Genomic DNA, 12,805 nt, shown 5'->3' with positions numbered 1-12,805 from the left:
GCAATAATTTCGTTATCTAATGCGGCGCAGACAGATGAACGAACCGAGGCGGTACCCATGGTTGGCAAGAACATCCTGATCGTCGACGACGAAGCACCGATCCGCGAGATGATCGCGGTGGCCCTGGAGATGGCCGGCTACGAGTGCCTGGAGGCGGAGAACACCCAGCAGGCGCATGCCGTCATCGTCGACCGCAAACCCGACCTGATCCTGCTCGACTGGATGCTGCCCGGCACCAGCGGCATCGAGCTGGCCCGCCGCCTCAAGCGCGACGAGCTGACCTGCGACATTCCGATCATCATGCTTACCGCCAAGGGCGAAGAGGACAACAAGATCCAGGGCCTGGAAGTCGGCGCCGACGACTACATCACCAAGCCCTTCTCCCCGCGCGAGCTGGTCGCCCGTCTCAAGGCCGTGCTGCGCCGCGCCGGGCCCAGCGACAGCGAGGCGCCGATCGAGGTTGGCGGCCTGCTGCTCGACCCCATCAGCCACCGCGTCACCATCGACGGCAAACCCGCCGAGATGGGCCCCACCGAATACCGCCTGCTGCAGTTCTTCATGACCCACCAGGAGCGGGCCTATACCCGCGGCCAACTGCTCGATCAGGTCTGGGGCGGCAACGTCTACGTCGAGGAACGCACCGTCGACGTGCATATCCGCCGCCTGCGCAAGGCCCTCGGTGATGCCTACGAAAACCTGGTGCAGACGGTGCGCGGCACCGGGTATCGTTTCTCCACCAAAGGCTGATCGCTGGCGCGGAGCTTCTGCGCACGCGCTCTGCTGACAAGGATGCGCTCCATCGTGAACCAAGACTGGCGTGGCGCCGTGGTGCGTCGCCTGCTGCTGCTGATCGGCGCCTGCCTGCTGCTGGGCCTGGTCACCGGCGAATATGCCTGGGCCCTGGCCGCCGGCCTGGCCGTCCACCTGGGCTGGACCCTCAGCCAGCTGCTGCGCCTGCACAAGTGGCTGCGCGAGCACAAACCCGACGAGCCGCCGCCGGACGGCTACGGCCTGTGGGGCGAGGTGTTCGACAGCATCTATCACCTGCAGCGGCGCAACGAGAAGGCGCGCGGCCGTTTGCAGGCGGTGATCGATCGCGTGCAAGAGTCCACCGCGGCGCTCAAGGACGCGGTGGTGATGCTCGACAGCCAGGGCAACCTGGAGTGGTGGAACCGCGCCGCCGAGACCCTGCTGGGCCTGAAGACGCCGCAGGACAGCGGCCAGCCCATCGCCAACCTGGTGCGCGACCCGCGTTTCAAGGACTACTTCGAGCGCGGCAACTATGCCGAGGCGCTGGAGATTCCCTCGCCGGTCAACGACCGCCGTCGTTTGCAATTCCATATCACCCAGTACGGCAACCGCGAGCACCTGCTGCTGGTGCGCGACGTCACCCGCCTGCATCAGCTGGAGCAGATGCGCAAGGACTTCGTCGCCAACGTGTCCCACGAGCTGCGCACGCCGCTGACGGTGATCGCCGGTTACCTGGAGACCCTGCTGGACAACGTCGAGGCGGTCAATCCGCGCTGGCTGCGGGCGCTGCAGCAGATGCAGCAGCAGGGCGCGCGCATGCAGACGCTGCTCAACGACCTGCTCTTGTTGGCCAAGCTGGAGGCCACCGACTACCCCTCGGACAACCAGCCGGTGGCGGTCGACCTGCTGCTGCTGTCGATCAAGAACGACGCCCAGGCGCTGTCCGGCGAGCAGCACCATCGCATCAGCCTGGAAGCCGACCCGCACCTCAGGCTCAAGGGCAGCGAGGCGGAGCTGCGCAGCGCCTTCTCCAACCTGGTGTTCAATGCGGTGAAGTACACCCCGGGCGGCGGCGAGATCCGCATCCGCTGGCAGGGCGATGAGCAGGGCGCGCATCTCAGCGTGCAGGACACCGGCATGGGCATCGAGGCCAAGCACCTGCCGCGGCTGACCGAGCGTTTCTACCGGGTCGACTCCAGTCGTGCCAGCAACACCGGCGGCACCGGCCTCGGCCTGGCCATCGTCAAGCACGTGCTGCTGCGCCATCGCGGCAATCTGGCGATCATCAGCGTGCCGGGCAAGGGCAGTACCTTCACCTGTCATTTCGCCCCGGCGCAGGTGGTGCAGCGCGTCCGCTGAGGCCGCCTCGGCTCTTGCAAAGCGCCGCGCCAGCCCCCACCCTCTAGCGGTCATTGGCCAACCCGAATCCCCATGGACCCTTCCACGAGCCTCTCCGTTTCCACCTACTTCGCCGACTTCGGCCTCGTCCTGTTCGCCCTGTTTCTGGTCCTGCTCAACGGCTTCTTCGTCGCCGCCGAGTTCGCCATCGTCCGCCTGCGCGCCACCAAGGTCGACGCCCTGGCCGAGGCGCACGGCTGGCGCGGGCATATCCTGCGCACCGTGCACAACCAGATGGACGCCTACCTGTCGGCCTGTCAGCTGGGCATCACCCTGGCCTCGCTGGGCCTGGGCTGGGTCGGCGAGCCGGCCTTCGCTCACCTGCTCGAGCCGCTGCTCGGCGCCCTGGGCGTGGAGTCGCCCAAGCTGGTGCACGGCATCGCCTTCTTCACCGCGTTCTCGATCATTTCCTACCTGCACATAGTGGTCGGCGAGCTGGCGCCCAAGTCCTGGGCGATCCGCAAGCCCGAGCTGCTCTCGCTGTGGACGGCGGCGCCGCTGTACGCCTTCTACTGGCTGATGTACCCGGCGATCTTCGTCCTCAACGCCAGCGCCAACGCCATCCTACGCGTCGCCGGCCAGGGCGAGCCGGGGCCGCACCACGAGCACCACTACAGCCGCGACGAGCTCAAGCTGATCCTCCACTCCAGCCGCGCCAGCGCGCCCAGCGACCAGGACATGCGCGTGCTGGCCTCGGCGGTGGAGCTCGGCGAGCTGGAAGTGGTGGACTGGGCCAACTCGCGCGAGGACCTGGTGTACCTGGAGCTCAACGCCAGCCTCGACCAGGTGTTCGCCACCTTCCGCCGGCACAAGTACAGCCGCTACCCGATCTTCGACGAGAGCAAGGGCGAGTTCGTCGGCGTGCTGCATATCAAGGACCTGCTGCTGCACCTGTCGCTGCTGGAGATGCTGCCCTCGGCGCTCAAGCTGGGCGAACTGATGCACCCGCTGGAGCGGGTCAACCGGCACATGCCGCTGTCGCAGCTGCTCGAACAGTTCCGCCAGGGTGGCGCGCACTTCGCCCTGGTCGAGGAGGCCGACGGCAAGGTGATCGGCTACCTGACCATGGAGGACGTGCTCGAGGCCCTGGTCGGCGATATCCAGGACGAGCACCGCAAGGCCGAGCGCGGCATCCTCGCCTACCAGCCGGGCAAGCTGCTGGTGCGCGGCGACACGCCGCTGGCCAAGGTCGAGCGCCTGCTCGGCGTCGACCTCGACCATATCGAGGCCGAAACCCTGGCCGGGCTGATCTACGACTACCTCAAGCGCATGCCCGAGGAGGAAGAGGTGCTGGAAACCGACGGCCTGCGCATCATCGTCAAGAAGATGAAGGGGCCCAAGGTGGTGCTGGCCAAGGTGCTCAAGCTCGACTGACGCCTGGGCGTGGCGCGCCGATGCCGCGCAACGCCGGGCGGCAGCGGCGCAGCAGCAGGACCAGGGTCACGGCGTACAGGCCGATCACCGTCAGGCCCACCCAGTGGATCTCGAACGGGGTGAACTTGAAGGCCAGCACCAGGGCGCCGAGCAGGGTGAAGTGGCAGGCCAGGAAGCGCCCGCGGCCCAGGCGCTGCACGCTGAGGCCGAGGTTGTCGCTGTACAGGCGCACCAGCGAATCCACCGAGTTGATCACGAAGATCACCCCCACGGTGAGCATCGCCAGCTTCCACAGCGGGGTGATGGCGATGTTCTCGGCGAAATGGTGGTGCAGCACGGCGAACCAGATCGCCAGCGGAATCGACGGGATGATCAGCAGCGCCAGCAGCAGCTGGTAGGTCTTCAGGCCGCCGACGAAGCGCGAGACGAACTGGCCGATCATGATGCTCCAGGCGAACCACCAGAACAGGTAGAAGGCGTGGTAGTCGCTCAGCGGCAGGACGAAGCGCGGCAGCTCGGCGAAGTAGCCGCTGCCGATAGCCGCCGCCGCCGCGGCGAAATGTTCGGGGCCGACCCCGCCGACCAGCGCCATGGCCAGGATCAGGGCGAAGAACAGCCAGGTGGAGGCGACGCTGAGGATCTTCAGGTAGCGGATATCGGTGCTGGAGTAGATCGCCGCCAGGAGGATCGCCACCACCGTCAGGTATTGCCAGGCCTCGCCGACCTCGGGGGCGTACCAGGCGATATTGACCAGGAACAGGTAGGCGGTGAAGGCACAGGTGGCGACTATCAGCAGGTTGTTCACCAGCTTCACCGGACGCAGCTCGAACAGTTTGACCTTGGGTTCGATCACGCAGAAGTAGAAGGTGGTGATGAAGTACAGCAGCCAGACCAGGAAGCCCCAGAAGCCGAAGGCCACCGCCAGCGGGTTGGAGAACTGGTAGGGCGCCTCGCTGGCGTACACCGGGAATTCGGTGAGCGGGAAGATGATCAGGCCCATGTCCAGGCCCGAGGTGAAGAGGATGGCGAGGAAGGTGAACAGCCCCACCGGCTCGCTGCCGGTGCAGCGTAGCCGGCCCCAGCGCAGCAGCACCCAGAAGGTCAGAGCGAGGAGGGCGAGGATCGCCGCGGAGAGAATCGCGTTCATCGGTGCGTGGCCTCGTGCTTTCTTGTTGGAATCGCCCGGTTTTCCCCGGGAGGCCCTGGATACTGCTTCAACCCTGGCCCGCGGACATATCCGAGGGCGTCACGTTGCGTACCGATTACGGCCATGCGGCGCCCCAACCTCCGTCTGGAGGGGGCGCCGCGCGCTTGGCTGGCGAACCCTATCTGGAGTAGGGTCGGTGTGAGCGGGCGCGGAAGGAGAGGGCGATGCGCAAGTGGCAATGCGTGGTCTGCGGTTTCATCTATGACGAGGCCGAGGGCCTACCCGAAGAGGGCATAGATCCCGGCACGGCCTGGGAGGACATTCCCGCCGACTGGGTATGCCCGGACTGCGGCGTGGGCAAGGCGGATTTCGAGATGATCGAAGTGTCCTGAGCGGCGCGGTTTCTTTCATTGGATCAATGGCGACGGCCCGCGGGCCGTCGCGTCGTATGCGAAGCGAGGAGTTGTGAACATGAGTGCACCTGTGGTGATCGTCGGCACCGGCCTGGCCGGCTACAACCTGGCCAAGGAATGGCGCAAGCTGGACGGCGATACGCCGCTGCTGCTGATCACCGCCGACGACGGGCGCTCCTACTCCAAGCCGATGCTGTCCACCGGTTTCGGCAAGAACAAGGACGCCGACGGCCTGGCCATGGCCGAGGTGGGCGCCATGGCCGAGCAGCTCAAGGCCGAGATCCGCACCCACACCCGCATCACCGGCATCGACCCGGAGCACCAGCGCCTGTGGATCGGCGAGGAAGCCGTGGCCTATCGCGACCTGGTGCTGGCCTGGGGCGCCGAGCCGATCCGCGTGCCGGTGGAAGGCGACGCGCAGGACGCCATCTACCCGATCAACGACCTGGAGGACTACGCACGCTTTCGCGCGGCGGCGGCCGGCAAGCACCGCGTGCTGCTGCTCGGCGCCGGCCTGATCGGCTGCGAGTTCGCCAACGACCTCAGCGCCGGCGGCTATCAGGTCGAGCTGGTGGCGCCCTGCGAGCAGGTCATGCCCGGTCTGCTGCACCCGGCCGCCGCGGCGGCGGTGCAGGCCGGCCTGGAAAGCCTCGGCGCGCGGTTCCACCTCGGCCCGGTGCTGGCCAGCCTCAACCACAAGGGTGAGGTGCTGCAGGCGCTGCTGTCCGACGGCAGCCTGATCGACTGCGACCTGGTGGTGTCCGCCGTCGGCCTGCGCCCGCGCATCGAGCTGGCCGCCGCCGCCGGCCTGGCGGTGGGCCGCGGGGTGGTGGTCGATCGCCGGCTGCAGACCTCCCATGCCCATATCTATGCCCTCGGCGACTGCGCCGAGGTGGACGGCCTCAACCTGCTCTACGTGATGCCGCTGATGGCCTGCGCCCGCGCCCTGGCCAAGACCCTGGCCGGCGAGTCGACGGCGGTCAGCTATGGCCCCATGCCGGTGACGGTGAAGACCCCGGTGTGCCCGCTGGTGGTGTCGCCGCCGCCGCGCGGCAGCCAGGGCGAGTGGACAGTGGAAGGCAGCGGCGGCGATATCAAGGCGCTGTGCCGCGACGCTGCGGGCAACCTGCTGGGCTACGCCCTGACCGGCAGCGCCGTGCAGGAAAAACTGGCGCTGAACCGGGAGCTGCCGGCGCTGTTGGCATGATTGCCGGCCGTTCTGTCGGATACGCCACGAAAATGCCCGGCCAAAGTGTCGGACGAGACTGGCGCAGTGCGATGCGGCATGCCATTCTCCCTGGGGTCTGCCGCAGCGCAGAGCTGTTGCGGCGCCTTGGGCGCTGTTCTGGAAGGACAGCACGGACACAACAACAAAAAACCGTCAAAGAGGCATCTATGCGTAAACCGGAACTCGCCGCCGCCATCGCCGAAAAGGCTGATCTGACCAAGGATCAGGCCAATCGTGTACTCAACGCCGTACTGGAAGAAATCACCGGTGCACTGAACCGCAAGGACAGTGTGACCCTGGTGGGCTTCGGTACCTTCGTCCAGCGCCACCGTGGCGCCCGCACCGGGAAGAACCCGCAAACCGGTCAGCCGGTCAAGATCAAGGCCAGCAACACCGTCGCCTTCAAACCGGGCAAGTCCCTGAAAGACGCGGTCAACTGAGCCTGTCGCCCGGAGCCGCTCGGCTCCGGGCCTCTCCCGTCTGGGTGCGTACGACGCAGCCGGCGCCTTCAGCGTCCCCACCGTGCTTTTGGCAGGCTGTAGTCCTGCAAGAAAACCACTACAATGCGCGGCCATCATCTTCGATCATTGGGGCCTGTGCATGAAATTCCGTTTTCTCCTGTGGATGCTGGGCCGCCTCATGGCCAAGGCCAGTCGCGACAACCCGGCGTTTCGTCAGCAGCTCGAAGGCCGCGATATGGTGTTCCAGCTGCATACCCTGGACGGCAAGGTGGCGCGCCACTTCATCGTCGCGGGCCTGCGCATCAGCAGCAAGCGCGGCCCGGCCAGTCAGCCCGCTTTCGCCATCGGCTTCAAGGATGCCGCCTATGGTTTCGCCACCATGACCGCGAAGAACAAGCAGCTGGCCTTCATGCAGGGCATCCAGAACAAGGACATCCAGATCCAGGGCAACCCGGCGCTGGTGATGTGGTTCCAGGGGCTGACCAAGTACCTGACACCGAAGAAGAAGGTCGATTCGGCGAAAAAGGCCGCCTGATCCCCAGTTGCGCGCGCCGTCGCTGGTCGGCGCGCTGCGCTTTGGTTAGGCTGCCCGGCAAGTCCCAGTGGAAAGCCTGGCCATGCGTCTGATCGTCCTGCCCCTCCTGCTGCTGGCGGCCGCCTCGCTGCGGGCCGAGCCGGCCTCTCCCCACGCGCTGTTGCCGTTGTTCGAACTGGCCGGTATCCATCTGCTCTGCGAGCAGAGCGCGCCCTTGCTGCAACGCGGCCAGGAGCCGGCCGAGCAGCAGCGCCTGGGGCAGCTGTTCGCCGGCCCGGCGCTGTGCCTGGAGCTGGCCAAGCGGGTCAGCGCCCAGCTCGATGCCGCGCAGCTGGCGCAGGCCCGCGAGCGCCTCGACAGCCCGCTGGCGCGGCGTTTCACCGCCGCCGAACGGGCGGTCGGCGAGCAGCCGCAGGGCCTGGTCGAGTATCGCCAGCGCCTGACCGCGCAGCCGCCGCGCGGTGTGCGCCTGGAGCTGGTCAAGCGTCTGGATGCGGCGGCGCACACCACGGTGCTGGCCAGCCTGCTGCGTTACGAGGTGGGCAAGACCCAGGCGTTGCTGGCGCTGCGCGCGCGCGGCGAGAACCTCGACGAGGCCGAGCTGCAGGCGCAGACCCAGACCCAGGCCGCGGCCATTCGCCAGTCCAGCGCGCAGGCGGTGGAATCCTTCATGCTCTATGCCTACCGGCAGATGCCCAGCGAGCAGTTGGCCGAGTATGCCGCGCTGTACGAGCACGCCAGCGTCAACCGCCTGCTCGCCGCCAGTGTGGCGGCGGTACCGCAGCTGTTCGGCGAACGCCGCGAGCAATTGCGCCAGGCGCGCTAGGCGGAGCAAGCCTCGGCAGCGTCGGGCTGCGCGCTGCGCGCGCCCGTGCATGACCCCGCGAGCAGCGCGCGGGCGGCGTCGGCTCAGTGCGGATGCTGGAACTGCGCCGCCAGTTCGCGCAGCGCCACTTCGGCGGCTAGCACCTTGCTCACCGCGTCGTCGGCCTTTTCCCGGCTCAGGCCCAGGGCCTCGAACAGTTCATCGGGAATCTCTTCCTGCGGTCCGGCGCCGATGCCGCGGTTGCGCAGCAGGCGCACGGCCAGGCACACCAGGTTGGCGAAGGCGGCGTGATCGCCGGCGTAGCTGGGGTCGTGCTGGAAGCGCAGGGCGCAGGCCAGTTCCTCGGGCATGTCCCAGTGGCGCATCAGCCAGGCGCCGATCTGTTCGCGGGTGATGCCCAGCAGGTGCTGCTCGATATGGCTGGCCGGCAGGTGCGGGTTGACCTCCAGGTGCCGGCAGATCAGCGAGAAATGCGGCGGGAACACGTGCGCCAGGACCAGGTAGCCGAAGTTGTGCAGCAGCCCGGCGAGGTAGGTCAGGCCGGCTTCCGGGCGCTGCGCGCGGGGCATGGCGCGGGTCAGGCCCTCGATCACCGCGGCGCTGTAGATCGCCTGCTGCCAGTAGGGCGTGGCGTGCTGCGGCTGGTCCTTGGGCAGGCTGAGGGTCTTGCCCAGGGCCAGGCCGAGCGCCAGGTTGATCACCAGGTCGAAGCCCAGTACGCGGACGATGGCGTCCTCCACCGAGCGGATCTTGCCCGGCGCGGCGTAGTAGGGCGAGGCGGCCCAGCTGACCACCTGGGCGGCCAGCGCCGGGTCGGTCTCGACCACGCCGGTGATGTCGTCCACCGTGGCGTCGGGGTCGACGCGCAGCTTGATGATCTTCTGCGCGGTCTCCGGCAGCGGCGGAATCTCGATGGTTTCCTCCAGGCGCTGCTGGATGCGCCGCGCGGTGAAGGCCTGCACCGCCTGGGTGATCTCGGCGCGGTCGTCGTCGGGGCGGTCGAGGTTCGGCCTGATCGCGCTGAGCGGCTCGCCGAAGCGCGCCGCGCTGGCCTTGCTCAGCAGCGTCTTGTAGGCCTCGGTGGGAATCTCCAGCAGCACGCCGGGCTGGCCGGATTCCACCAGCAGGCTGGGCACCTGCAGCAGGCGCTCGTCGTACAGGCAGGGCGAGCTGGTCAGCGGCGGCAGGCCGGGCAATAGCGCCAGGTTGTGCTTGCCGAGCATGCGCTCCAGCCGCTCCGGCTTGACCGCGGTGAGCTGGCGCCCGGTGAGTTCGGCCAGGCGGCCGAGGTCGAGCAGCTGGCTGCGCGGGTAGAGCACCAGCAGGGCGCCCACGGCATCCTCCAGCAGCACCGCCTGCAGGCGGGCGGCGGCCGGCAGGCCGGGGCGCTCGGCGCAGACCCGGTAGGGCACGGCGAGCTTGTCCAGCAGCTGCAGGATCACCGCGGGCGGCTGCGGATGGGCGTTGGGGGCGAGGGCGGCTTCAGTCATTTCGGGTATCCGGCGGTGGCGCATGTGCCCCGGAGTATAACCAGCGGGCATCGACGCGAAGGTTCGGGGCGACGGTCGCCCTGTGATTCAGTTCACACTTGACCGTATTGTTGGCCGTGACGCAACCAGCGCTCCAGCAACGGCGCGACATGCTGCGGCCAGCGCTCCAGCAGGGCGGCGGCAGCGTCGCGCACGGCCGGCAGCAGGTCGGCGTCGCGCATCAGGTCGGCCACCTTGAACTGCAGCAGACCGGTCTGGCGGGTGCCGAGCATCTCGCCCGGTCCGCGCAGCTCCAGGTCCTTCTCGGCGATGACGAAACCGTCGGTGGTCTCGCGCATTATCCCTAAGCGTTCGCGGCCCAGTTGCGACAGCGGCGCGTGGTAGAGCAGCACGCAGTGGCTGGCGGCGCTGCCGCGACCGACCCGCCCGCGTAGCTGGTGCAGTTGCGCCAATCCCAATCTTTCCGGGTTCTCGATGATCATCAGGCTGGCATTGGGCACGTCGACGCCCACCTCGATCACCGTGGTGGCCACCAGCAGCTGCAGCCGGCCCAGCTTGAATTCGTCCATCACCGCGGCCTTCTCGGCCGGCTTCATGCGCCCGTGGATCAGCCCCACGCGCAACTCGCCCAGCGCACTGGAGAGCTCCTCGAAGCTGGTCTCGGCGGCCTGGCAGGTGAGTTCCTCGGATTCCTCGATCAGGGTGCACACCCAGTAGGCCTGGCGCCCCTGCTGGCAGGCACTGCGCACGCGCTCGACCACCTCGTCGCGGCGGCTGTCGGCGATCACCAGGGTGTTGACCGGGGTGCGCCCCGGCGGCAGCTCGTCGAGGATCGAGGTGTCCAGGTCGGCGTAGGCGCTCATCGCCAGCGTTCTGGGTATCGGCGTCGCGGTCATGATCAGCTGGTGCGGGCAGAGCCGGCCGTCGATGCCCTTCCGGCGCAGGGCCAGGCGCTGCTGCACGCCGAAGCGGTGCTGCTCGTCGATGATCACCAGCGCCAGGCGCTTGAACCGTACTTCGTCCTGGAACAGCGCATGGGTGCCGACCACCATCGGGCAGCCCGCGGCTATCTGTTCCAGGGCGGCCGCGCGGGCCTTGCCCTTGAGCTTGCCGGCCAGCCAGGCGACGTCCAGGCCGAGCGGCGCCAGCCACTTGCTGAAGTTGAGAAAGTGCTGCTCGGCGAGAATCTCGGTCGGCGCCATCAGCGCCACCTGATAGCCGGCCTCCAGCGCCTGCAGCGCGGCCAGGGCGGCGACCACCGTCTTGCCGGCGCCGACGTCGCCCTGCACCAGGCGCAGCATGGGTTCGCTCTGCGCCAGGTCGTAGGCGATCTCGGCGCCGACCCGCTGCTGCGCGCCGGTGGGGGCGAAACCGAGGTTGGCGAGGTACTGCTGCGGCAGTCTTTTCGCCGGCGGCAGGGCCGGCGCCTGCTGCGCGCGCACCTGCTCGCGCAGGCGTTGCAGCGACAGCTGGTGGGTCAGCAGCTCCTCGAAGGCCAGCCGGTGCTGGGCCCAGTGGCGACCCTCGGCGAGTTCCTCGACATCGGCGTCCGGCGGTGGCCGGTGCAGGTAGCGGATGGCATCGCTCAGCGGCGCCAGGCGGTAGTCGCGGGCCAGCTCGTCGGGCAGCCAGTCCGGCAGGCTGTGCGGGCCGAGGCGGGCCAGGGCCAGTTGGCTCAGGCTGCGCAGGCGCTGCTGGGTGAGGCCCTCGGTGGTCGGGTAGATGGGCGTCAGGCTCTGTTCCACCGGGGCCGGCTCGTCGCCGCTCTGCGCGCGGTATTCCGGGTGGTAGATCTCCAGGCCGGTGGCGCCGGGGCGTACTTCACCGTAGCAGCGCAGCGCGGTGCCGCGCTTGAGGCCGTCGCGCTGCGCCTGGCTGAAGTGGAAGAAGCGCAGGCTCAGCGTGCCGCTGCCGTCCTGCAGACGCACCAGCAGGCTGCGGCGCCGGCCCATGACCACGTCGGCGCCGGCCACCACGCCTTCGACCACCGCATCCTGCCCAGGGCGCAGGGCGCCGATGGGGGTGATGCGGGTGCGATCCTGATAGCGCAGCGGCAGGTGGAACAGTACGTCCTGCAGGTTTTCCAGGCCGACCTTGGCCAGCTTCTCGGCCAGGGCCGCACCCACGCCCTTGAGCGCGGTGACGGAAACCGTCGCCAACTCGGTCATGCTGCGACCTCAGGCGCTCTTGGCCTGCGGGCTGCGGGCGACCGAGCAGAGGCGGATGGAGTCGGCCAGCACTTCGATGGCGTTGGGCCGCGGGAAGCTGGCGCGCCAGGCGATGGCCACGGTGCGGAAGGGTACCGGCGCGCTGAGCGGACGCACCTCGATCACGCCGGGCGCGTAGTGGTGGCTGTCCACCGCGGAGAACGGCAGGATCGACACGCCGAGGCCGGAGGCGACCATATGACGGATGGTCTCCAGCGAGCTGGATTCCACCGTGGTGTGCTTGCCGTGGTCGTCGCCGCCCTTGCGCAGGGTCGGGCAGGCCTCCAGCACCTGGTCGCGGAAGCAGTGGCCCTCGCCGAGCAGCAGCAGGCTCTTGTCGTTGAGCAGCTTGGTGTCGATGGTGTCCATCGCCGCCCAGGGGTGGCCGGCTGGCAGCAGGGCGTAGAACGGCTCGTCGTACAGCGGCTTGGTCAGCACATCGGCTTCCTGGAACGGCAGGGCGATGATGATGGCGTCCAGCTCGCCGGTGCGCAGCTTGTCGCGCAGGATATGGGTGAAGTTTTCCTCGATATACAGCGGCATGTCCGGGGCGACCCGGTGCAGCTGCGGAATCAGGTGGGGGAACAGGTAGGGGCCGACGGTGTAGATGGCGCCGATCTTCAGCGGTGCGGCCAGCTGGTTCTTGCCGGCCTGGGCCAGTTCGCGGATACCCTGGGCCTGCTCCAGCACCTTCTGCGCCTGGGTGACGATGCCCTCGCCGACCGGCGTCAGGCGTACCGCGCTCTTGCTGCGCTCGAAGATCAGCACGCCGAGCTCGTCTTCCAGCTTCTTCACCCCGACCGACAGGGTCGGCTGGCTGACGTGGCAGCGCTCGGCGGCGCGGCCGAAGTGCTGTTCCTGGGCGAGGGTGACGATATAGCGCAGTTCGGTGAGGGTCATAGTGTTTATCCATTAAGTTGCCGACAAGCATAGCCTTTGCATTGAGATGAACCAACCGGGCTACACTGCGCCTTCG

The 12,805-nt window shown here is 68.1% G+C and carries 12 protein-coding genes; 8 read left to right on the top strand and 4 right to left on the bottom strand.

The window, feature by feature from the left end; all coding sequences use genetic code 11:
* Window positions 1–57 precede the first annotated feature (57 nt).
* From phoB to AC1G9C_RS24115, 3 genes are all read left to right on the top strand, one after another.
* Window positions 58–747: a phosphate regulon transcriptional regulator PhoB gene (gene phoB / locus AC1G9C_RS24125; protein ID WP_003464641.1), complete on the top strand. Its 690-nt coding sequence runs from the start codon at window positions 58–60 to the stop codon at window positions 745–747.
* A 42-nt stretch (window positions 748–789) separates the two neighbouring features.
* Window positions 790–2,109 (top strand): phosphate regulon sensor histidine kinase PhoR, encoded by a 1,320-nt coding sequence (gene phoR, locus AC1G9C_RS24120; protein ID WP_480409022.1) that lies wholly within the window; start codon window positions 790–792, stop codon window positions 2,107–2,109.
* 72 nt (window positions 2,110–2,181) lie between these two features.
* On the top strand, window positions 2,182–3,522 hold the full coding sequence (locus AC1G9C_RS24115) for a hemolysin family protein (protein ID WP_122110065.1): 1,341 nt from the start codon (window positions 2,182–2,184) through the stop codon (window positions 3,520–3,522).
* Here the strand turns inward: AC1G9C_RS24115 and AC1G9C_RS24110 are convergent.
* Window positions 3,509–4,669 (bottom strand): BCCT family transporter, encoded by a 1,161-nt coding sequence (locus tag AC1G9C_RS24110; protein ID WP_480409021.1) that lies wholly within the window; start codon window positions 4,667–4,669, stop codon window positions 3,509–3,511. The genes AC1G9C_RS24115 and AC1G9C_RS24110 overlap by 14 nt on opposite strands.
* A gap of 224 nt (window positions 4,670–4,893) precedes the next feature.
* Here AC1G9C_RS24110 and rd point away from each other — a divergent pair, with 224 nt between their 5' ends.
* The 5 genes from rd (at window position 4,894) to AC1G9C_RS24085 (ending at window position 8,132) form a co-directional block, all read left to right on the top strand.
* Window positions 4,894–5,061, top strand: coding sequence for a rubredoxin (rd, locus tag AC1G9C_RS24105; RefSeq protein ID WP_021443301.1), 168 nt, complete (start codon window positions 4,894–4,896; stop codon window positions 5,059–5,061).
* A 79-nt stretch (window positions 5,062–5,140) separates the two neighbouring features.
* Window positions 5,141–6,289, top strand: a complete 1,149-nt coding sequence (locus AC1G9C_RS24100; RefSeq protein ID WP_480409020.1) for an FAD-dependent oxidoreductase — start codon at window positions 5,141–5,143, stop codon at window positions 6,287–6,289.
* 188 nt (window positions 6,290–6,477) lie between these two features.
* Window positions 6,478–6,750, top strand: a complete 273-nt coding sequence (locus AC1G9C_RS24095) for an HU family DNA-binding protein (protein WP_003242571.1) — start codon at window positions 6,478–6,480, stop codon at window positions 6,748–6,750.
* Window positions 6,751–6,910: 160 nt separating this feature from the next.
* Window positions 6,911–7,306, top strand: a complete 396-nt coding sequence (locus AC1G9C_RS24090; RefSeq protein WP_480409019.1) for a helicase — start codon at window positions 6,911–6,913, stop codon at window positions 7,304–7,306.
* Window positions 7,307–7,388: 82 nt separating this feature from the next.
* On the top strand, window positions 7,389–8,132 hold the full coding sequence (locus AC1G9C_RS24085) for a hypothetical protein (protein WP_480409018.1): 744 nt from the start codon (window positions 7,389–7,391) through the stop codon (window positions 8,130–8,132).
* A gap of 83 nt (window positions 8,133–8,215) precedes the next feature.
* Here AC1G9C_RS24085 and AC1G9C_RS24080 read toward each other — a convergent pair whose 3' ends face one another.
* The 3 genes from AC1G9C_RS24080 to AC1G9C_RS24070 all read right to left on the bottom strand — a co-directional run bounded on the left by AC1G9C_RS24080 (window position 8,216) and on the right by AC1G9C_RS24070 (window position 12,729).
* Window positions 8,216–9,622 (bottom strand): aminoacyl-tRNA deacylase and HDOD domain-containing protein, encoded by a 1,407-nt coding sequence (locus AC1G9C_RS24080; RefSeq protein WP_122110059.1) that lies wholly within the window; start codon window positions 9,620–9,622, stop codon window positions 8,216–8,218.
* A 92-nt stretch (window positions 9,623–9,714) separates the two neighbouring features.
* Window positions 9,715–11,790 (bottom strand): ATP-dependent DNA helicase RecG, encoded by a 2,076-nt coding sequence (gene recG / locus AC1G9C_RS24075; RefSeq protein ID WP_480409017.1) that lies wholly within the window; start codon window positions 11,788–11,790, stop codon window positions 9,715–9,717.
* Between the two features lie 9 nt (window positions 11,791–11,799).
* Window positions 11,800–12,729, bottom strand: a complete 930-nt coding sequence (locus AC1G9C_RS24070; protein WP_397488897.1) for a hydrogen peroxide-inducible genes activator — start codon at window positions 12,727–12,729, stop codon at window positions 11,800–11,802.
* Between the last annotated feature and the right edge of the window lie 76 nt (window positions 12,730–12,805).

This window comes from Pseudomonas sp. ABa2 (assembly GCF_056676075.1).
Note: the sequence above shows the minus strand (reverse complement) of the source record. Positions and strands in the feature narration are given on the sequence as shown.

What these genes read in the sequence shown, in the direction of transcription:
- rd (WP_021443301.1), top strand. Translation starts at nt 4,894, where the DNA reads ATGCGCAAGTGGCAATGCGTGGTCTGCGGTTTCATCTATGACGAGGCC.
- AC1G9C_RS24080 (WP_122110059.1), bottom strand. Translation starts at nt 9,622, where the DNA reads ATGACTGAAGCCGCCCTCGCCCCCAACGCCCATCCGCAGCCGCCCGCG.
- phoR (WP_480409022.1), top strand. Translation starts at nt 790, where the DNA reads ATGCGCTCCATCGTGAACCAAGACTGGCGTGGCGCCGTGGTGCGTCGC.
- AC1G9C_RS24115 (WP_122110065.1), top strand. Translation starts at nt 2,182, where the DNA reads ATGGACCCTTCCACGAGCCTCTCCGTTTCCACCTACTTCGCCGACTTC.
- AC1G9C_RS24085 (WP_480409018.1), top strand. Translation starts at nt 7,389, where the DNA reads ATGCGTCTGATCGTCCTGCCCCTCCTGCTGCTGGCGGCCGCCTCGCTG.
- AC1G9C_RS24090 (WP_480409019.1), top strand. Translation starts at nt 6,911, where the DNA reads ATGAAATTCCGTTTTCTCCTGTGGATGCTGGGCCGCCTCATGGCCAAG.
- AC1G9C_RS24095 (WP_003242571.1), top strand. Translation starts at nt 6,478, where the DNA reads ATGCGTAAACCGGAACTCGCCGCCGCCATCGCCGAAAAGGCTGATCTG.
- AC1G9C_RS24100 (WP_480409020.1), top strand. Translation starts at nt 5,141, where the DNA reads ATGAGTGCACCTGTGGTGATCGTCGGCACCGGCCTGGCCGGCTACAAC.
- AC1G9C_RS24070 (WP_397488897.1), bottom strand. Translation starts at nt 12,729, where the DNA reads ATGACCCTCACCGAACTGCGCTATATCGTCACCCTCGCCCAGGAACAG.
- phoB (WP_003464641.1), top strand. Translation starts at nt 58, where the DNA reads ATGGTTGGCAAGAACATCCTGATCGTCGACGACGAAGCACCGATCCGC.
- AC1G9C_RS24110 (WP_480409021.1), bottom strand. Translation starts at nt 4,669, where the DNA reads ATGAACGCGATTCTCTCCGCGGCGATCCTCGCCCTCCTCGCTCTGACC.
- recG (WP_480409017.1), bottom strand. Translation starts at nt 11,790, where the DNA reads ATGACCGAGTTGGCGACGGTTTCCGTCACCGCGCTCAAGGGCGTGGGT.